Below are 20,217 nucleotides of genomic sequence, written 5' to 3' on the forward strand. Positions count from 1 at the left end.
CAAGAAAGTGACTGAGTTTATGACACTTTTGGGCAATTTTTCACGCCTGAAGTGTCATAAACGCAGTCACTTTCTTCGCCGGAAATCCTGCAAACCGCCGACGGAGGGATGAGCAGGAACCGCGAAGCGGAGCGAAGCTCAGCCGGCCAACAGAGCTAGCATGCGGACTTCTACTTAACGTCCAACAGGTCGATGACGAAGACCAGGGTCTTACCAGACAGGAAGTGTCCTGCACCAGCCGGGCCGTAAGCTTTCTCCGGAGGGCAAATCAGCTCGCGACGACCGCCGACCTTCATGCCCGGAATGCCTTCCTGCCAACCGGCAATCAGGCCGTTCAGCGGGAACTCGATGGACTGGCCACGGTTCCAGGAAGAGTCGAACTCTTCACCGGTTTCGTAGTCAACACCCACGTAGTGGACCTCGACACGAGCACCCGGGGTGGCCTCCTTGCCGTCACCGACAGTGAGGTCGTTGATGACGAGTTCCGTCGGAGCCGGACCGGACTTAGCAGTGAGTTCTGGCTTGGACAAGACAATCTCCTATCACAGTTGGCTTTTTCACAGTTGGTATTCAGCCCAACGTAAATGGACCCAACTTAAATGGGGTTTCTTAGAATTCTAGGAAAAATAAAAGGCGCGTACCAACCTTTCGAAGGCTAGTACGCGCCTTTTCGCGTTTTCAACGCTGGACTTTTCTATGCTGGGTTACCTGCGAGAAACTCCTACGCGGTAATCGCTAGAAAATCCTTAGCGCTGGTCGCGCGGAACGAAGTCACGCTCGGTCTCGCCGGTGTAAATCTGGCGAGGACGGTTGATCTTCGATGCCGGGTCAGTGACCTGCTCGTTGAACTGAGCGATCCAGCCCGGGAGGCGGCCGATGGCGAACAGGACGGTGAAGAAGTCCGTCGGGAAGCCCATGGCGCGGTAAATCAGACCGGTGTAGAAGTCAACGTTCGGGTAGAGCTTGCGGGAGACGAAGTAGTCATCAGCCAGTGCAATCTCTTCCAGCTTCATAGCCAGATCCAGCAGCTCGTCGCCGCCGAGGTGCTGGAGCACCTCGTGAGCGGTCTTCTTAGCGATAGCTGCACGCGGGTCGTAGGACTTGTAGACGCGGTGACCGAAGCCCATCAGGCGGACGCCCGGCTCCTTGTTCTTCACGCGGTTCATGAACTCGGTTGCGTCGCCACCGTGGTTCTGCTGGATGTCCTCGAGCATCTCCAGAACAGCCTGGTTAGCGCCACCGTGCAGCGGGCCAGACAGAGCGTTGATACCAGCAGCGATGGAGACGAACATGGAAGCGCCGGAGGAAGCGACCATGCGGACGGTGGAGGTGGAGCAGTTCTGCTCATGGTCAGCGTGCAGGATGAGCAGCTTGTCCAGAGCGTCAACCACTACCGGGTCAACCTCGTAGTCAGCGGTCGGGTAACCGAACATCATGCGCAGGAAGTTCTCGCGAGCGTTCAGGTTGTTGTCCGGGTACATGTACGGCTCACCCTTGGATGCGCGGTAAGCGTATGCAGCCAGCATCGGGACCTTAGCCATCAGGCGAACCGCAGCCAGGTTGCGCTGCTCTTCGTTCAGCGGATCCAGCTCGTCCTGGTAGTAGGAAGCCAGAATGTTGACCGAGGAAGCCAGGGTCTGCATCGGGTGTGCGCCACGCGGGAAGATGCTGAATGCGCGACGGAAGTCCTCGTCCAGCAGGGTGTGGTGACGAATGTCGTGGTTGAACTGCGCAAGCTCTTCCTCAGACGGAAGGTGGCCGTGAATCAGCAGGTAGGAAACCTCGTTGAAGGTAGCCTTCTCAGCCAGCTGCTCAATCGGGTAACCGCGGTAGCGCAGAATGCCGTTACCGCCGTCGATGTAAGTGATCTTGGACTCGGTAGAACCGGTGGCAGTGTAGCCTGGGTCAAAGGTGGTCAGTCCAGTTTCCTGGAGCATCTTGCCCAGTGCGATACCGTCGTTACCCTCGGTTGCCTTGACGATGTCCATCTCGAACTCGCCGCCCGGGTAGTGGAGTACAGCTTTGCCGTCTTTAGTAGCCACAACTTCCCTTTCACAGAAAAATTTTTCTTAACGACTCCAGAGTGCGGGGGAAGCAGGCACAGCGGAAAACAGCATGCTGCCTCCCAACTCCACGCCACCCCTTCGGGGTCGCATTGTTTTCAATGATTCAATTATGCGCGACATTTGCGTTCCATTGCATCTTGCCCTGTGAAAAAAGTTTGCTTAGTTCACATCGACCGTGTCGTAACCATAAAGAACCGACACCTGCAGTGGATTAGAACACACAATATCAAAGAGTGTGAGCAGTGCAACACCCTCTACCCCATTCGGGCAGCCTGGGCTTACCCAATCTTGACCCCTCTTCACCCCGAAATGCAAATGGAAAAAACGGGTTTATTACGTTGTCACTGCTCATTTACTAATCAGGAGGTCAGGAGCCCATTCAGCGGCCAATGTCTTTAAAAGTTCAAAAGCCATCGAGCCGACGCCCGAAAACACATCGACTAAATCCACAATAATTCACCCCTCGCCGCCCGCCCGAGGCCCCACACCGCCAAGTTTTCAGCACCAACAAAACTGGAAAAAATTCTTCGCAAACTTTGCAAATACGCCAATCCACCCTGTTTTGTTATGCAAAGTACGGAAGCGGGGGCAATTGAACCCCACCCTTTTGCTATAAGTACCCCCGATTACCGCTAGAGTTTGAAGACAACGGCTGTATATCAAGCTTCACTTTGAATGCACTTTGAAAGGTTGCGCCTCATATGAGCGATCAATTCCCAGTCCTCCCTGAAGAGTTCCAGCCCGGCGACGGCCGCTTTGGTTGCGGTCCGTCGAAGGTTCGCCCGGCACAGATTCAGGCAATCGTTGACGGCGGTACCTCTATCATGGGTACCTCCCACCGTCAGCCGGCAGTGAAGAACGTTGTTGGTGAGGTTCGCGAGGGTCTGGCTGAGCTCTTCCAGCTTCCGGAAGGCTACGAGATTGTCCTGTCCCTCGGCGGCGCAACCGCTTTCTGGGATGCTGCCACCTTTGGGCTCATCGAGAAGAAGTCCGCTCACCTGACTTACGGTGAGTTCTCCTCCAAGTTTGCCAAGGCCTCCAAGATGGCTCCGTGGCTCGACGCTCCGCAGATCATCGAAGCAGAGCCGGGTTCCGCACCTGAGGTTGTCGCTGGCGAAGAGGGCGTTGACCTTATTGGTTGGGCTCACAACGAGACCTCCACCGGCACCATGGTTCCGGTCACCCGCCCGGCAGGCTCCGAGGGCCAGCTCGTGGCTATCGATGCCACCTCCGGTGCCGGCGGCCTCCCGGTCGACATGTCCCAGGCTGACGTCTACTACTTCTCCCCGCAGAAGTGCTTCGCTTCTGACGGCGGCATCTGGTTGGCTGCAATGTCCCCGGCTGCCATCGATCGTATTGAGAAGATCAATTCTTCCGACCGCTTCATCCCGGCTTTCCTGAACCTGCAGACTGCCGTTGATAACTCCCGCAAGAACCAGACCTACAACACCCCGGCCGTCGGCACTTTGCTGATGCTGGCTGATCAGGTCAAGTGGATGAACGCCAACGGCGGCCTCGACGGCATGGTTGCCCGCACCACCGAGTCCTCCTCCCACCTCTACAACTGGGCTGAGAACCGCGCGGAGGCAACTCCGTTCGTCACCGATGCTGCAAAGCGCTCGCTGGTCGTCGGCACCATCGACTTCGAGGACAACATCGACGCCGCACAGATTGCCAAGGTTCTGCGCGCCAACGGCATCCTCGACATCGAGCCGTACCGCAAGCTGGGCCGCAACCAGCTGCGCATCGGTATGTTCCCGGCCATCGACCCGGAGGACATCCGTCGTCTGACTGGCGCTATCGACTGGGTTCTGGACAACGGCTACGCTGCAAAGTAACAGCCAAATACCGGCCTCAGCCGCATAACTCCCGCGCCACGCGCAAGGGCATTGCCCCATTTGTCCGTGACGCGGGAGTTTTGTCGTTTACCATGATTAGTGAGCATTACTTATAACGTCGACCAACAAGGAGGTTCTCGCATGAGGGAGCTGAAGCCCGTTCTGGACGGCGATGTGACCGATTCACTGATTCTCGTTCCCGCCGATATCACCGAGCAGGAACGGCAGGAGGGACTTCGCTTCACGCTGCCTCTCGACGAGAACCTGCGCACTTTCCTGGTCGAGCACTTCGAGCTCGCCGATGCCGCCGGTTCCCCTGCTGCAGCTGATTCCGCATCGCTTGCCGACGGATCCAGCGCCGCCACCGCCACTGCCAGCGGTAGCTCTGGGGAGAGTGCTACCGCAGAGAGGGGCTCCACCGACGGAAGTTCCACTAGTGGCAGCACAGCGGAAGCCACCACCGCAAGCGGCGACGCGGCCGAAGGCAGCGAGGCGGCCGGCAACTCCGCTACGGCAGGCGGGGCACCGAAGAAGACTCCAACGGCGCCGAAGCCTGTTCTGGAAGAGCCTCGCGTAGTTTTGTCGCCGCGCGAAATTCAGGACCGCATTCGCAGCGGCCAAACGGTGGAGGAGCTCATTGAGTACAGCGGCATGCAGCCGCGCAAAATTGAGTCCTTCGCCTACCCGGTGCTTGCAGAGCGCGCACGTATTGCGGAGCTCGGCAAGCAGTCGAAGCCACGTCGCATTGATGGCCCGGCCAAGTTGTCCCTGTGGGAGATTCTCGCCACCGCTTTTGCCGCTCGTGGCCAGGAACTCGCCGATGCCTCGTGGGATGCCTACCGCGACCCGAGTGGACAGTGGATTGTGACGGTTACTTGGAATGTCGGCCACACCACCAACGTAGCTGAGTGGAGTTACCAGGCGGAGGGACTTTCCGCACTCACCATTGCTCGCAATGAGCTGGCAGCAGAGCTGATTGACCCCGACTTTGCCCGCCGCAACCGAGACTTGGCTCCGCAGGCCAATCGAGCTGCTGATACCGCGGATACCTCTGAGATGCCAGCCGCATGGCAGTCTTCGGCGGAGCCGCAGCGAGGCCACGGGGAGCAGGATGTTCCGTCGCAAAGCGATGCCGCCGACGACGATATTGACGAGGCGGAGTTCTTGCAGCACCCGGACGCGGAGCAGCCGAAGCGCAAGAAGAAGACTGTCATGCCGTCGTGGGAGGATGTGCTACTCGGCGTACGTCCGAACGGCCCGAAGAAGTAGGAGTTTCCCTCGACAATGAGCTCCATGACCAGTGGCAACGCTTCTGATTTCGAATTCTCCGCGATTCGCCGCGGTGTAGTCACGATTTGGTTTATCAGCACCAATGACCCTGCTGCGACCCTGGAGACAGGTGTTCAGCATGACCGCGGTTTCGGGCGTCGTTTCCTAGCTCTCTATGACTCGACGTTGCCGGTAACACCGATTGGTGATTTCCCGCTCAACCGCTCGGCGGAAACCGGTGACGGTGAATACTACATCGGTGGATTTGAGGGCGTTGCCGTACTGCAGACGGTTCTCGATGATGTCTCGCAGCTGTCCAAGCTGTCGCCTCGTCTGCGCCAGGAGATTGCCGCCACGGACGTCTACGCGAGTGTGTCGAATAAATCCACGGGCTTCGGTGCCTTTGCGCATTGGCACGATGGTGAGCTCAAGCGTGCTTTCTCCGCTACTCGCTACCGCACACTGGAAGACATCGGTCTTCCCTGCCCCGCAGAGGGCAGCTTCTGGGCGGGCAAGCACCGCCCGCTGCCCGATGCTTTCGAAGGTACGGGTTCACGTCCACGCGAGGGGGTCGGTTTGCCGTTCGTTCCGGCAGAGCTTGCCGACGCCGTCATCACCGACTGGCTCGGATTCGACCCGCATTCGCCCGCTACCGATATCCCTGTTAGTGGTTTTGCGGTGGATGGCCGTCGTGCGGCTCCCGGAGCTTCGTATTCGACGTCTCGTAGTCCACGCGGGCTAATGGGTGAGCCGGGTTCGTCCGAGTCTGGCGCAGAGCTTGACCGCGCCTACGACGACTACGAAGTTCACAACGCAGAGCCGAACCGAGACTTTCTGGAGGAGCTCAGTCGCTTTGGGGCTAAGGCCAAGAACTTCGCTGGCCGCACCTGGCAGCGGGCGCGAGGCAAGTTCGGGAAATAGTTTCTACCGCCCTGCGCGCTGCGACTGAACGCGCAGTCGCTCGTAGAACGCGATCGCCGCGGAGGTAGCCACATTCAGGCTGTCAGTTCCCGGTGACATGGGAATGCGAGCACGCACATCGGTGGCTGCCATCGCGTGCTCGGTAAGCCCCTGCCCCTCAGCGCCAACGAGAATCGCGACCTTGTCCGTGTCCATGGCATCCCACAGGTCCACCGTGCCCGCAGGGGTCATCGACACCACGCGGAAGCCCTGCTCTTTGAGCTGGTCCAGGCTTCGCTGCCAGGTGGTCGTAGTACCGGGCAGAGTCGCAAATGGGACTGTCAGCACATGCCCCATGGAAACACGCACGCTGCGGCGATACAGCGGATCGGCGCAGGCCGCGCCGAAGACAACCCCATCCACGCCCATGCCCGCCGCGTTACGGAACAGAGCCCCGATGTTCTCGTGGTCCCCAACACCCTCCATCACAGCCAAGGTGGTTGCTCCACTCAGAACTTGGTCCACCGAAAGCTCCGGCGCGCGGTCAGCGGTGGCCAGAAGGCCGCGGTGAAGATCAAATCCGGCCGCTGCGGCCAGAACCTCGCGGTCGAGTTCAAACCAGGGCACCGTTTCCGCAATAGCGGCCTCGCTCGCGGTCAGTCCGTCGGCAAGCGATGCGAGCTTCTGGCGAGTACCAAAGACTGCGCGGAGCGGAAAGCGTGAGCGCACTAACCGCGGCACAATGAGCGTGCCTTCGGCGATGACCAGCCCCTTCCCACCGGGCAAATCGGGGCGGGAATCGGACTTGTTGAGGTTGCGGATGTCATCGAGACGGCTGTCGGCGGGATCGTCGACGACGATGGGCGCAAAGCGTTCGAGGGATGTGGTGGTACTCATGGAAACTCTTTAGCCGCCCAGCAGAGCGGTGAACGGATCGGCGGCGAAGTAGATGATGAACAGGCCGGAGACAATCCACATCAGCGGATGTACGGACTTGGCACGACCCGAGAAGATAGCCATCGCAGCAAAGGTGATGAAACCGATGCCGATACCATTTGCAATCGAGTAGGTAAACGGCATGGTGACAATAGTCAAAAATGCCGGCAGTGCGATGTCGAAACGGGTGAAATCAATCTCGGTAATCTGCCCGATCATCATGGCACCGACGATGACCAGCACTGGCGCGGCAGCCTCGATGGGCACGATTTCATAGAGCGGGGTGAAAAACATCGCTGCCAGAAAGAGGATGCCGGTGACAATGTTGGCAAGGCCAGTGCGTGCACCATCGGCGATGCCCGCTGCGGAGTCCACAAAGACGGTGTTCGACGAGGAGCTGACTGCACCACCGACAATGGCACCGGTGCCTTCGACAACCAGTGCGCGCTTCATGTCCGGCAGCACACCGTCTTCATCGACAAGTGCGGCCTGCTTGCCCAGACCAGTCATCGTGCCCATGGCATCGAAGAAGTTCGCCAGGACCAAGGTAAACAGCAGCATGGTGGCGCTGAGGGCACCGACGCGGGCAAAGGATCCGAAAAGATCCACAGCTCCAACGAGGGACAAGTCCGGCATGCCGCCTACGCGGTCCGGCAGAGTCGGTACCGCGAGATTCCAACCGGTCGGCACTGGCTTGCCATCAGCGAAGGAGGGGCCCGCATCCGTCAAGGCCTCGACTGCGAGCGCAATGATGGTATTCAGCACGATGCCGATGAACAGGCCACCTGGAATATTGCGGACAACCATGATGCCGCAGATAATCAGCCCGAGGGCGAACACGGCGGTCGGCCACGAGGCAATCTGACCATTGATGCCGAGCTGCACCGGGACAGTCGTGTCAGCGGCATCGGGAATACGGCGAACCAGGCCACCGTCGACCAGACCAATCATGGCAATGAATAGGCCGATACCCACACTCATCGCGGCCTTCATATCGGACGGAATCGCGTGGAAGACAGCTGTGCGGAATCCGGTCAGCGCCAGCAGCACGATAATCACCCCGTCCAGCACGACCAGGCCCATCGCTTCTTCCCAGGCCAGCCCCTCGTTAGCAACGAATGTCACGGCAACCAGGGTGTTGATGCCCAGGCCCGTCGCAATGCCGAAGGGGTACTTGGCAAAGAGACCAAAAGTAATGGTCATGACACCCGCGGCGAGCGCGGTGACAGCAGCGACCTGTGGTATCCCCAGGCTATTGCCGTTGACATCCTCGATATTGCCGAGGATCAGCGGGTTGAGCAGAATGATGTAGGCCATCGCGAAGAAGGTCACTACGCCACCGCGAATCTCGGTCACGGTCGTCGAACCGCGCTCCGTGATGTGAAAATAGCGGTCCACTGCCGAAAGATGGCTCCCCTTCCGTGCAGGCTTGGAGTCCTTCGCCTCATCTGAGGATGTTGCAGAGGTGGACGTACCTTTGTCCATTTTTTATGCCTCTCTAGAGTCTCTTTACTATCCGTGTCAGAGCGGAATTTTTGTGCCGAAATCCGTAACGGTGCAGTCTCTGGGGCCACAGTGGCGTCGAAACTGCACCTTCTCCGTCATCGCGTTTGCCTAGGTGGAAAGCTACAGGTGGGAATCCTGGTAGGGTTCCGCCACCGGTGCACCCTGCCCCGTTACTTCCGGGATAGCTGAGTGAGCACCGCAGCCGTGGTCAAAGCTTACGGCCGTGGCATCGAATGTCCATTCGTTAACGCACACGCCCCAGTTCTTACCGAGCGGACCGGTCAGCGGGACCATAAAGGCGCAGGTTCGGCAGCGGTGCAATGCTTCCCGAGCAAAGTCACTCTCGGGGCCGGTATCGCCCTCTTCCCAACGCTGCTCGGTGTCTTCCACACCACGCGCCGACAAGGTGCGGGTCTGCAAGTCATCGCCGTCGAGTCGCTCATCTCCCACTGCAGCCGGCAACAAATCGCGCGGACCGAGGTCACCGGGGCGCAGCCGCTCCTCGTAGGGCACCCATTCAGGCGCCTGCAGCGCGGTTTCGCCAGGGACAAGAGCCACTTCACTGACCGTCGCCTGTTGAGTGCCCGGCGCGCACGCGACCACCACATGCCACTCCCAGCCCCTGTATCCGGGCAGGTCAGCCGCAAAACGATGCACCGCAACGCCCTCGCCTACGACACTTACACCGGTGTGCGCGCCGGCAGGCCCCTCCCCGAGCTCTTCAATCGCGGTACGGGCAGTGTCGACCGCCTGGTGATTCATCACCTTCCCCCGTCGGCGGCTGTTTCGGGAACGTCGTCGATTTTCAGTCACGTTTCCTATCCTAGAGTGAAGCTATGGACAGATTCCCGTCGGGCGACGCAAAACCCGCCCGCACCTTCCACTCATCACGCTTTACGACGGCCCGAGCTGCCATCCTCTCCGTGGCAACTGCCGCCCTATTGGCCGGTTGTGCGGCTGAAACTGGTTCAGGTGGCAATCACTCAGGCGAGGCCACTACTAGTAGAGCTAGTGCCGGCTCGAACTCCGGCACCGCCCCAAGGTCGACTTCAGCATCGGTTAATCCCTCCGAACTGGTCGGTGCCGATAAGGTGCCGGGGCTCGGTGACGTTCCGACACTGAAACTGGCCATCGAGCAGTCCTATCCTGTCTCGGCTCCACCACTTCCCACGGAGAAGAACGTCGCTGCGCCTTTTGTCCAGGGCCTTGAGTTCGAACCCGATGGCTCTTTGTTGATGGGCACCGGCCTCTACGGCGAGTCCCAGATTTACCGATTACCGCAGTGGCTCGACAACTCTGCAGCCGAGCCGACCAACGTGGAAGATTTACAGCCTGAACTCTTCGGCGAGGGGATTACCCGTCATGGAGATACCGTGTGGCAGCTGACGTGGAAGGAAGGACGCGCCATTGAACGCGACGCGGCTACTCTCAAGCAGCGTCGCGAGGTTCCCTTCGACACCGAAGGCTGGGGCGCGTGCTCCTTCGAGGACACCATCGTGACCTCCGACGGCAGTGGCACCCTCACTTTCCGCGCCCCCGATGACCTCTCTTCCCAGCGTCAACTGCCCGTCACTGCAGCAGGTACAGAGACAACGTGGCTCAACGAACTCGAGTGCGTCACTGTCGACACCGACATAGCCCCGGACGCAGCTCCGGACGAAGCACCAGCGGACACGAGCGATTCAAACAACCAGAGCAACGCGGACGGACCAAACTCCCCGCAATCGCACCGCGAGATTTGGGCCAACGTCTGGCAGAGTCCATTCATCTACCGCATCAACCCGGAAGACGGAAAGGTCACAGGCATCGTCGATGCCACCGAGCTCTTCCGCGACTTGTACGCGCAGCTCTCCCCGGCAGAGCAAAACAGTATTGATGTGCTCAACGGCATTGCTCTATTGCCGGATTCTTCCTCTACCTCCCCCAATGGCCCCCGCCAGTTCCTGCTCACAGGGAAGAAATGGCCCACGGCCTACCGTGTTACCGTGAGTGAATAGCAGTATCTAGCCCGAGAACGGCTAGTGTGACTGAACGTAGCTTCAATTCCGTTACGAATGTCGGGAAGTGAGAGTTGATGGGATCGAGTAGGCGCCGCTGGCAACAGAATAGTAAGGCGTTCATGGTTGTCGGCGCTATTGTCGTGGTGGGTCTTGTCGTCACCGGCATTGTCCTTGCCGTCAATAAGTGGACCAACCAGGCAATCGACGACCCGCACGCGCTGTCCATCGAGGTCATTCAGGACGGCGAAACCACAGAGGTTCTTCCCTACCGTGTCTGCGACCTCTTTGAGAAGAATGCCTGCACCACGACTGAGGCCAACGCCGCCAAGATCTCCCTGGGCGAGCAGGAGACAGCTGAGGTTAACGTCGGCTCCACTGTTGGCTCTAACTCTTGGACTCTGCAGCGTTTCTTCTCCGACGATGCGGTCAACTCCACCTCTCGCAAGGATCCGGGCGAAGCCACGACCGAGACCATCGCCGGCTCCGCAGCTGTTGCCGGCAAACGCACCCCACTCGGGGTCGTGGAGGTTTCCACCGCGCTCATCGGAAAGAACTCCGAGGGTGAAGAGACCACCTACGGTATTACTTGGTCGATCGTCAACGAACAGTCGTAAAGCACAGCAAAACGCCCGCTCACTGAGGTTATCCACCTTCGTGAGCGGGCGTTTTTCACATCTTCTACCGACTTACGAGTCCAGCTCGCGCGCGACCGCACGCAGGACTTCAGCCATCTGGTGGCCGTCCTTACGCTCCGGGTAACGCCCGGCGCGCAGGTCACGCTGCACCGTCGACTCCAGCATGGAAATCATGTCCGAAATCATGCCGTTGAGATCGCTGGGGCTGTGCTTCTTTGCTTGACGACGGGCTCCTGCGCCCCCACCTGCCCCGCCACGGCGGTGACGGGCACCGCGCGGTCCCTCGTCGAGCACCTTGATCCGGAGAGCCTGCGGGCCTGGGCGGCCGTCAGCGTAGTCGTACTCCAGGCGCTGACCAGTTACGAGTTCTTCCACACCTTTCGGCAGCACGTTCTTGCCGATGTAGACATCTTCACCGTCCGGATTCGAAACGAAGCCAAAACCGCGATCCTTGTCGTACCACCTGACCTTACCGATGGGCACTTTCCACCTAACCTTCCCGTGCCCTGTGACTGGGGGCACTCAACCTCGTTCCCCCTTGTGCAGCGGTGACTGCCCTTCGGGGTCTTCGGATCGGAGATGCAATTCTTCCGCATTTGCCACCGTCCTCGCACGCACAAACGGCCAGAGTTAGAGGCTCGCTCGCGGCGAGCCTGGCCAGACAGGATCGCGAGGATATGCCGGGCCGGGCGCTGTCTTAATGGTGTTCCTTTAATTAAGGTGCGACCAAAACAGGACGCACTCCAACGGGGAACACATTATTTATTACTGCTTACTAGTGCGAAGTGGCGGCAGCGGTAGCGGCGTGCATGTGCACGTCACCTCCGATTACCTAAAGAACTCAATTATACCCATAGATGGAGACATAAAGGGAAGACGGATTTGAGTGAAGCGAGCACGCTCGCGGATTGACACACCGAGACGGTAACTAACTGCCAGCGTTGGTTCTTTATGGCTATCTCTTATGACCTCTTTTCAAGTACCGGAGACGCGCCAAAACAGGAAAAATAACAAGACGATAACGTGAGCTTTATCACATTTTGAAGTTTTAACTTACACAACACCAATAACAGTCACGTCTCTTACCTGCAGTTTCACCTACTTTTATGCATATTTCCCACCTGCGCTCAAAATTAAGAATCCGGCGATTCGCGTGACTATTTCGTTATCAACCGCTACGGTGTGCAATCGACGCGTTTAACGGACGAAGTCGCATAGATCGCCTTCATCTCACTCCAGTGCGATGACATCGGCCCGTTATCAATAACGTGAAGAACTTTCCATAAGAGTGAGATGGGGTTGCATTAGCCCCACTGGCGCCACAAAGAAAATCGACGAAAAGGAAATTTTCATATGGCTCGCCACGCAGCTAAGACCAACACCTTCGCTTCCACTTCGGCAAAGGTTGCACTGACCGGCGCAATCCTCGGTGCCGGTGCCGCTATCTTCGCACCGACCGCTTCTGCAGCTCCGGACTCCGACTGGGACCGCCTGGCACAGTGTGAGTCCGGCGGCAACTGGCACATCAACACCGGAAACGGCTACTACGGCGGTCTGCAGTTCTCCGCAAGCACCTGGAACGCTTTCGGTGGTAACGAGTTCGCTTCGACCGCTGATCAGGCTTCCCGCGAGCAGCAGATTTACGTTGCTGAGAAGGTCCTGGCTCAGCAGGGTTGGGGCGCATGGCCGGCTTGCTCCGCAAGCCTGGGTCTCTCCTCCGGCCCGACCGATCGTCCGCACCCGAGCCAGGGCTCCGCTCCTGTTCGCGCACAGGCCGCTCCGGCAGCTGCTGCTTCCGACTCCAAGACTGACCTGGTTCAGCAGTTCGCTGACCGCCTGTCCAACGTCGACAGCCTGTCCGACGCTCAGGCACTCATCGCTGAGTTCCGTGCACTGACCGGCGAGGTTGAGCTCCCGCAGGAACTGGTCGCAGCCATTCCGTTCGACCTGTCGAAGCTGCAGGGTCTGATTTAAGACTTTCGAGCTAGCCAGCTCATCACAGTAGCCCCGAGGGTAATCCCCTCGGGGCTACTTTTTGCCTTCCGCAGATTGGCGGTGCCGACCCAACGCGAGTTAGTGACTGCGTGAGTTACTGCTTGCGTTTATGGCTGGCGACCGCCTGCCAACGCGAGTTAGTGACTGCGTTTATGACAAAAATGGCCCGAAAAATGGCTTGAAAGTGTCATAAACTTACACAGTTTCACATTTGCAGCCCGCATCCATGGGGCCATTCCGGTGGATTGGCCAAAAACTGGGCTTGAATAAGCCCCCGCCCACTTCAAGCCCCCACTTCAAGCGCCCCTACTCAAGCCCCCGCCCCGAGGCCACTGATGTGAAAACCCGCAGCCATGGCTGAACTAGCAGTCACGGCTGCGGGCCTCCAGCAGAAGTAGCTCTGCTAAGAATCTAAAAGATTACTTGTTAATCACCGTGGTCGGGTGCACGTAACCCAGAGTCTCCGGATCAACCGGGAACTCAATGTCGCCGAAAGGCGAATCTGCACCAGCGTGGTGAGCAATCAGTTCAGTAACAGCGTGCTGACCAGGCTCGAGGTCCTTCGGCCAGCCGGGATCGACATAGGATTTCTTTGCAACGTTAGCCATGCTGAGATTATCCCAAAAATTTTCTCCCCAGTCACCTTCTCCCCTCCTTAAATCTCACTAAAGTGGGGATTGTCATGACTAGCACCACCCCCTTTGCACTCTTTTCCGACTGGTTGGCAGGTCAACCAGACCAATTTGTGGGCACTATCCTCAGCAATCGCCCCGATGCGCTGTCGCCACCGCCGAAGTCTTCCCAGGTGCTAGCGGCAAGGCTCCAGCTCCGCGCTTCTGTCTCCCGCGCGCTGACCAGACTGCCCGCACTGGAGCTCGCCTGCATTGAGGCCGCCGCCGACCTCGGTGCTGACGCCGAACCCGTCACTGCGGACGCCCTCATCGACTACATTCTCGACTTACTCTCTCGAGCAGAGGTTCCCGCCAATCAACGGCCCACGGCCACGCATATTCGGACAAGCCTCGATACCCTGCGCGAATACGGACTCATCTGGGGCAACGGTCCCGGCCCCCGCGGCACCTTCACCGGCAAGTCCACCCGCAAGAAGCCTCTGCCCTGGCAGGACTACTTCTGCCTCAGCGATGAGGTCGCCACCTCGTTGCCACCTGGCTGGTATCTTCTGCCCAATCCCGATGGCCCCAGCCGCAGCCAGCTACGCACGGCACTCACCGAGGTCACAGACAGGCAGCAGCGTCTCCTGGATACTCTCGCCAACTCCGGAGGGCTCGGCGTCACAAAGGACGCTCATCCGGATGCCGACCCTTCACTGCCGGTCCCAGCGCTCATCAACGCCGGCCTGCTCGAACGCATCGACGAGGGCACCGTCCGCCTGCCCGCCACCGTTCGCGCGCTTATGCGTGGAGTCGGGCTTGCCGACGACGACGTCCCCCTGCGCCCCGAAACCCCCGCTACCCAGGTGATCGCCAGCGGTAACGACCGTGCTGCCGCCACTGCCTGGGAAACTTTGCGACAGGCGACTGACCTGCTGGACTTGCTGGGAACCGACCCCGCGCCGACCTTGAAAAACGGTGTCATCGGAGTGCGGGAAACCCGCAATCTCATCGAGGAGCTCGGCGTCGACATCTCGGAGCTGGCTCGCGGCGTGGCTAATCTCAGTGCAGCGGGCCTGGTTCATGTCGGCACTCCGCATCCGGTGCCACTGCATGACACCGGTGGTGACTATTTCGCCCCCACGCTGGCAGCCGACGGCTTTCTCGACGCCGATCTGGTTGACCGGTGGGTGAGTTTGACGGTCGGCACTCGCACTAGCGACGCAGCTCCCTGGCGGGTCGACCAGCTCAATGAGGAAGGCAAGCGCATTGCTCTGCTCTCCCCACAAGCTCGGCTCTCCGGGGTACCGTCAATCCGGGAAATGGTGCTGGCCTGCTGTGCGCAGGTGGCGTCGTCGGCAAGCGACAACGACGTCATTGCTCTGACTGACCTGCGTGAATCCGCCGCCTACTACTACCCAATCACCAACGCGAGGTGCACAGACGAGACGCTCAGTGGCGTGGTCGACGAGCTGGTCGCCCTCGGCATCGTCGTGCGGGACCCGGGCGTGGAAACAATTTCCGTCGGACTTAGCGAGGTCGGCAAAGCCACGGTCGCGCTCATCGAATCCGGCACTGCCGAGGCCTTCGACGATCTACGTGCCGCCTGCAACAACCTCTTGCCGCCGAACGCCTCGTACCTGATGGTCCAGGCGGACAACACCATCGTCGTACCGGGCCCCGCATCCCCGGAGATGGAACGCATGCTCAGTTCGATTGCGCAGCTGGAATCTCCCGGCCTCGCCAGCGTCTACCGTGTGACCGAAGACAGCCTCCGCGATGCCCTCGACGCCGGCATCAACGCCGCCGATATCTCGGAGTTTCTTTCGCGCTACGCCGTCGGCGAGGTGCCGCAGTCCATTACCTATTTGCTTGACGACGTCGCCCGCCGCCACGGTCGTCTCCGCGGTGGCCCCGCAGCTTCGTTTATCCGCTGTGACGATCCGGCCCTGCTGGCCTCATTCCAGAGTCACCAGGCTGGGCAAAGCCTGGCGTTGCGGAAGATTGCCGAAACGGTGCTAATTAGCCAGGCCCCGCTTGCCCAGGTGATTGAGACCGCTAGAAATGCGGGCTTTTCCATCATCGCCGAAGATGCAGAGGGTTTGGTGCTGGATCTCGGTCGCGCTCCCTGCCGCATTGAGGCGCCAGCTCCGGTGCCTACTGCGCGTACAACGATGCCCGAACCGGAACGCATCAGCCAGGCGTTGACGGCTATTGCCGATGGCAACCGTGCTGCTGAGCACGCTGGTAGTTCCAGTGGCACTGCAGCCAGTGGCAACACTGCTGGGGTCTCTGGCTCGGCTGCGGATTCGGCGACAGGTACGGGCACGGCTGCCGGTGCCAGCGCTAGCACCGGTGGCACGAGCGACTACGCCTCCGGCACCGAAGCGTTCAAGCTTCTGCAGCGCGCGGCTCGCCATGGCGACGACCTGTATTTGAGCTACGTTGACCGCAACGGCAAACCCGGCCGCAAGCGCGTGCGCCCAGTCACCGTCTCCGGTGGGCAGGTCGATGCTATCGACCCGGCCACCAGTCAAGTGCTGCGCTTCCTGCTGCATCGCATTACCGAAGTACATCCTGTCGACTAGGCGGCGGGCGCGCGGACCGTCGTAAAGCGATGCAGAAGCGAATGTGGCGGTTCGGGATGATTCGAGCCCGTGCCGCATCTTCTGCGTAATCGTGGCAGAATTGACCTTTAGCTTATTTTTGGTCGAATGTCTGCGAGGCGAGGAAATAATGGGTTTCGGCACGGGTCCGCTGATCGTCCAATCGGACAAGACGGTGCTGCTGGAGGTCGATAATCCGGAGGCGGATGCGGCACGCGCGGCGCTGGCACCGTTCGCGGAGCTCGAACGTGCTCCTGAACATGTGCACACCTACCGCATCACCCCGCTGGCGCTGTGGAATGCCCGCGCCGCCGGTCACGACGCGGAGCAGGTGGTCGATGTCCTCGAGCGCTTCTCCAAGTTCCCCGTCCCACAGCCGCTGCTTATCGACGTCGCGGAGACCATGGACCGCTACGGTCGCCTGAGCCTGACCAAGCATCCAGCTCACGGCCTTATTCTGGTTTCACACGACCCTGCGGTACTGGCCGAGGTGACCAAGCACAAAAAGATTCGTCCGATGCTCGGCGAGCAAATCGACGCCGACACCTGGACCGTGCACCCCTCCGAGCGAGGCCGAATCAAACAGGAGCTGCTGAAGGTCGGCTGGCCTGCCAATGACACCGCCGGCTACATCGACGGTGAGGCACACGCCATCGCTTGGCAGGATCAGGGCACCGGAGGCCACGACACCTGGGAACTGCGCGACTACCAACGCATGGCGGCTGATTCCTTCCGCGAAGGCGGCTCCGGCGTCGTGGTGCTGCCCTGTGGCGCAGGCAAGACAATCGTCGGTGCAGCGGCCATGGTAGACGCGCAGCGCACCACTTTGATTCTGGTCACCAACACCGTCGCCGGCAGGCAGTGGCGCGACGAGCTGCTGCGACGCACCTCGCTGACCGAGGACGAAATCGGCGAATACTCCGGCGAAAAGAAGGAAATTCGCCCCGTCACCATTGCGACCTACCAAGTGGTCACGCGCAAGACTAAGGGAGAATACCGCGCACTCGAGCTATTCGATTCCCGCGACTGGGGCCTCATCATCTACGACGAGGTCCACCTCCTGCCCGCTCCCGTGTTCCGAATGAGTGCGGATCTGCAGTCGCGCCGTCGACTGGGGCTCACCGCTACCCTGGTGCGCGAAGATGGCCGCGAGGGCGACGTCTTCAGCCTGATTGGCCCGAAGCGCTACGACGCCCCATGGAAGGACATTGAAGCCCAGGGCTGGATCGCACCGGCAGACTGCGTTGAGGTCCGCGTGACCCCGACCGAGTCCGAGCGCATGCTCTACGCCACGGCTGAGGCCTCCGACAGGTATCGTCTGGCCGCAACGACGCCGACGAAGATTCCCGTCGTCAAGCAAATCCTTGCCCGACACGAGGGCGAACCCGCTCTGGTGATTGGTGCCTACCTGGATCAGCTCGAAGAGATCGGCGAAGAGCTCGGCGTCGACGTCATCGAAGGAAAGACGTCCAACGCCAAACGCGAGGAGCTCTTTGGGAAGTTCCGGCGCGGCGAGATCAACACGCTGGTGGTCTCCAAGGTTGCGAACTTTTCCATCGACCTTCCCGAAGCCTCTGTCGCCGTGCAAATCTCCGGCACCTTCGGTTCCCGACAGGAGGAGGCACAGCGCCTGGGGCGTCTCCTGCGCCCGAAGTCCGATGGTGGTGGCGCCGTCTTTTACTCGGTGGTGACTCGCGATACGCTCGATACCGAATACGCAGCTCACCGCCAGCGTTTCCTGGCGGAACAGGGCTACGCCTACCGAATCGTCGACGCAGACGAGTACCTCGGGCCCTCCCTGCCCGGTGATTCCACCGCTAGCTCGGAATCCTAGAAAACTGGATAACTAAAGGACTGCCATGAACTTTCACTTCCCCGTCAACCGCGAGCACACCAACGCCAACAACGAGTACTACCGCGATGCCCGCCGACTGCTCATCTCCTCCGGCATTTTCTCTGCTCTGCTGCTCGTCGGCGCTGTGCTGGTTCTAATAGTTTTCGACCGCACGCCGTTTGTTATCGGCAGCGCGGTTGTGCTTTTCGCCCTCGCGGCTCTCTACGTCGGCGTTACCTTCCAGGTGCGACGCGCAATTAAGGATCCGCAAGAGCTTTACGACGAATCCCCGCTGGTTCCGGCCATGATTGCGCGTGTGGATGAGCGAACCATGGTGCTGATGACCTTGGTGGACATGCGTAAAGACCCCTCCGATGGCGAGCCCGTCCCGGCCCTGGCTACACGAACTGTCACCACGATTTCCGGGGTTCCCCGCCGTGTGGGCGCGAAGGTGCCAGCTGTTGCTGTGGCCGGTACGCACAAGAGCCGCACCGAGTTCTACGACGAGATCACCCCAGTGCCGCTCGCGTGGTCCACTCCAGACAAGTCAGTCATTGCCCAAGCCCAGCGCAATATTCCGGTCAACGATTGGAATGTGCTCGAACGCAACATCGACCGGGTGGAAGAGGTACACGCAACGAAGCGCAATCTCCTGCCGCTGCACTAGTCGGGGGCTGTTAGCCCCGACCTTTTGGCACTGAGCTGTTCTAGCCCCGCCCCCGATTTCCCTTAGCAGCGCTCCCCTCCGCGGTGCTCACATGCACAGCGAGAGCGCCATTAGGAACTGAAACGGGTTGACTAGCTCTTACCCCAGGACTCTTCGTTCTGCCGGTCAATCGCTTCCTTATCGTATTCACCTGCCGGGTCCTCTGGCAGCTCACGTTCCGTGTGAGTGGCCTCTAGAATGAACCGCGCCGCGTCCGTAATCTGCTCTCGCTGAACCTTTGGAACCGCAATCTGGTGAGTCGCCAAGAATACCGCCTGAGTGGCGTCTCCACCTGCCTCCTCGACCTTCTTCAGGTACTCGGTAGCTGGCCGAACAACAGTATCGCGGGAGGCCGCCTGAACGTGGACACGCATGCTTCGCGACGGCTCATGCAATCCCGGTGACACTTCCTTTGCCGAATCATCAGAGGTGCCGAAGAATGCCTGCAACCACACCGCAGGAGCACCACGCAGGTCTAGAGCCGGGGCAACGAGCAACAGAGCAACCGGAGTGTCTTGACTAATCTGGTCTACCGCGGAAACAACGTTGTGGCCGCCTGAAGAGACACCATAAAGAACTAACGGGTTCTGATCACTGATGGGCATTGCACCCAATTTTTGAAGCTGCAACGAATCATCTGCGACAGATGCGACTACCCGCGCAATGTCATAGACGGCCTCAGATACCTTATTCTCTGGTGCGAGCCGGTAATCCACGTCCACAACAATTGCGCCCGATCGGGCTGCCAGGGCAGCCATATTTGGGCCGAAGGAATTCTCACGCAGACTGCCGTCGCCCATCCAGAAAGCGCCGCCGTGTGCAGCAACTACCACAGACCCGGTTGGATCCTGTGGGACAAAAACCCGCACCGGAACGCTAGGACTATCCCCCACCGTCGTATCCGTCACCTCTACTTTGCCGTCGGCATACGCAAGGTATGGCGAGGAATGGTTGACGGCCGCCCCCAGGACCATCATTGAACCGTGAATGATGGCGTCTGGCATACGAGCGCCGCGGTCATTGACTGAAGCACGAGCCTTCTCAATGTCTTCCTCAGAGGCACCCAAGGGGACAACCTCGCTCAAGTAGGAATAGGCCGAGACGTGTTCTTCGAGCCATTCAATAAGCTGTTGTAGCTTACCTTCTTCGGTCGTTACGGGAGTGAAGTTGTCTTGAGCCTCGTCCTCAGAAGAAGCGAGGTTAACCACATCGGAGTTAGGTGTCTGATTAGTCATAGAGACAGTCTGCCACAGAGAGCCAACGAGGATTCACCAAAAGAGGAAACCGAGGATCCGATCGACGCTTAGTTAATTCT

The 20,217-nt window shown here is 59.7% G+C and carries 17 protein-coding genes; 9 read left to right on the forward strand and 8 right to left on the reverse strand.

All coding sequences use genetic code 11. The features are described 5' to 3' along the window. Positions 1–170: 170 nt before the first annotated feature. Together CRD18_RS07340 and CRD18_RS07345 are read right to left on the reverse strand one after the other, a co-directional pair. Positions 171–530: an FKBP-type peptidyl-prolyl cis-trans isomerase gene (locus tag CRD18_RS07340; protein ID WP_005511805.1), complete on the reverse strand. Its 360-nt coding sequence runs from the start codon at positions 528–530 to the stop codon at positions 171–173. A gap of 216 nt (positions 531–746) precedes the next feature. Next, complete coding sequence (locus CRD18_RS07345) at positions 747–2,042, reverse strand: citrate synthase (RefSeq protein WP_016423307.1); 1,296 nt, start codon at positions 2,040–2,042, stop codon at positions 747–749. A 725-nt stretch (positions 2,043–2,767) separates the two neighbouring features. Here CRD18_RS07345 and serC point away from each other — a divergent pair. From serC to CRD18_RS07360, 3 genes are all read left to right on the forward strand, one after another. Next, on the forward strand, positions 2,768–3,904 hold the full coding sequence (gene serC / locus CRD18_RS07350; RefSeq protein WP_070549879.1) for a phosphoserine transaminase: 1,137 nt from the start codon (positions 2,768–2,770) through the stop codon (positions 3,902–3,904). A gap of 141 nt (positions 3,905–4,045) precedes the next feature. Continuing rightward, positions 4,046–5,173: a septation protein SepH gene (gene sepH, locus CRD18_RS07355; protein WP_083276388.1), complete on the forward strand. Its 1,128-nt coding sequence runs from the start codon at positions 4,046–4,048 to the stop codon at positions 5,171–5,173. Between the two features lie 15 nt (positions 5,174–5,188). Continuing rightward, complete coding sequence (locus CRD18_RS07360) at positions 5,189–6,094, forward strand: hypothetical protein (RefSeq protein WP_069359663.1); 906 nt, start codon at positions 5,189–5,191, stop codon at positions 6,092–6,094. Positions 6,095–6,097: 3 nt separating this feature from the next. Here the strand turns inward: CRD18_RS07360 and CRD18_RS07365 are convergent, their stop codons facing one another. The 3 genes from CRD18_RS07365 to CRD18_RS07375 all read right to left on the reverse strand — a co-directional run bounded on the left by CRD18_RS07365 (position 6,098) and on the right by CRD18_RS07375 (position 9,328). Continuing rightward, positions 6,098–6,970, reverse strand: coding sequence for an RNA methyltransferase (locus CRD18_RS07365; RefSeq protein WP_070545908.1), 873 nt, complete (start codon positions 6,968–6,970; stop codon positions 6,098–6,100). A 9-nt stretch (positions 6,971–6,979) separates the two neighbouring features. Then, on the reverse strand, positions 6,980–8,494 hold the full coding sequence (locus CRD18_RS07370; protein WP_070653139.1) for an NCS2 family permease: 1,515 nt from the start codon (positions 8,492–8,494) through the stop codon (positions 6,980–6,982). 141 nt (positions 8,495–8,635) lie between these two features. Further along, positions 8,636–9,328 carry a DUF3027 domain-containing protein gene (locus CRD18_RS07375; RefSeq protein WP_224433761.1) on the reverse strand — a complete coding sequence of 231 codons (693 nt, stop codon included), beginning with the start codon at positions 9,326–9,328 and terminating at the stop codon, positions 8,636–8,638. Positions 9,329–9,351: 23 nt separating this feature from the next. Between CRD18_RS07375 and CRD18_RS07380 the strand changes: the two genes are divergently transcribed. Beyond that, positions 9,352–10,512: a glutaminyl-peptide cyclotransferase gene (locus CRD18_RS07380; RefSeq protein WP_049193038.1), complete on the forward strand. Its 1,161-nt coding sequence runs from the start codon at positions 9,352–9,354 to the stop codon at positions 10,510–10,512. A 122-nt stretch (positions 10,513–10,634) separates the two neighbouring features. Next, the gene (locus CRD18_RS07385; protein WP_049193037.1) at positions 10,635–11,129 is read left to right on the forward strand and encodes a DUF2771 family protein; all 495 of its coding nucleotides are present in this window, start codon (positions 10,635–10,637) and stop codon (positions 11,127–11,129) included. A 72-nt stretch (positions 11,130–11,201) separates the two neighbouring features. On the opposite strand, the gene CRD18_RS07390 is transcribed toward CRD18_RS07385, so the two are convergent. Next, positions 11,202–11,633 carry a cold-shock protein gene (locus tag CRD18_RS07390; protein ID WP_005511873.1) on the reverse strand — a complete coding sequence of 144 codons (432 nt, stop codon included), beginning with the start codon at positions 11,631–11,633 and terminating at the stop codon, positions 11,202–11,204. 870 nt (positions 11,634–12,503) lie between these two features. Between CRD18_RS07390 and CRD18_RS07395 the strand changes: the two genes are divergently transcribed. Further along, entirely contained in the window at positions 12,504–13,124 is a 621-nt protein-coding gene (locus CRD18_RS07395) for a transglycosylase family protein (protein WP_016423316.1), read from the forward strand. A 440-nt stretch (positions 13,125–13,564) separates the two neighbouring features. Here the strand turns inward: CRD18_RS07395 and CRD18_RS07400 are convergent, their stop codons facing one another. Next, positions 13,565–13,753, reverse strand: coding sequence for a hypothetical protein (locus tag CRD18_RS07400; protein ID WP_016423317.1), 189 nt, complete (start codon positions 13,751–13,753; stop codon positions 13,565–13,567). Between the two features lie 74 nt (positions 13,754–13,827). Here CRD18_RS07400 and CRD18_RS07405 point away from each other — a divergent pair, with 74 nt between their 5' ends. From CRD18_RS07405 to CRD18_RS07415, 3 genes are all read left to right on the forward strand, one after another. Then, positions 13,828–16,344 (forward strand): helicase-associated domain-containing protein, encoded by a 2,517-nt coding sequence (locus CRD18_RS07405; RefSeq protein ID WP_187406619.1) that lies wholly within the window; start codon positions 13,828–13,830, stop codon positions 16,342–16,344. Between the two features lie 148 nt (positions 16,345–16,492). Beyond that, complete coding sequence (locus tag CRD18_RS07410) at positions 16,493–18,196, forward strand: DNA repair helicase XPB (protein WP_016423319.1); 1,704 nt, start codon at positions 16,493–16,495, stop codon at positions 18,194–18,196. A gap of 25 nt (positions 18,197–18,221) precedes the next feature. Then, positions 18,222–18,863 carry a DUF3239 domain-containing protein gene (locus tag CRD18_RS07415; RefSeq protein ID WP_187406620.1) on the forward strand — a complete coding sequence of 214 codons (642 nt, stop codon included), beginning with the start codon at positions 18,222–18,224 and terminating at the stop codon, positions 18,861–18,863. A gap of 131 nt (positions 18,864–18,994) precedes the next feature. On the opposite strand, the gene CRD18_RS07420 is transcribed toward CRD18_RS07415, so the two are convergent. Further along, positions 18,995–20,137: an alpha/beta hydrolase gene (locus CRD18_RS07420; RefSeq protein WP_016423321.1), complete on the reverse strand. Its 1,143-nt coding sequence runs from the start codon at positions 20,135–20,137 to the stop codon at positions 18,995–18,997. Between the last annotated feature and the right edge of the window lie 80 nt (positions 20,138–20,217).

Origin of the sequence: Corynebacterium sp. LK31 (assembly GCF_014335015.1) — a bacterium.
In the GTDB taxonomy this organism is placed as follows: domain Bacteria; phylum Actinomycetota; class Actinomycetes; order Mycobacteriales; family Mycobacteriaceae; genus Corynebacterium; species Corynebacterium jeikeium_D.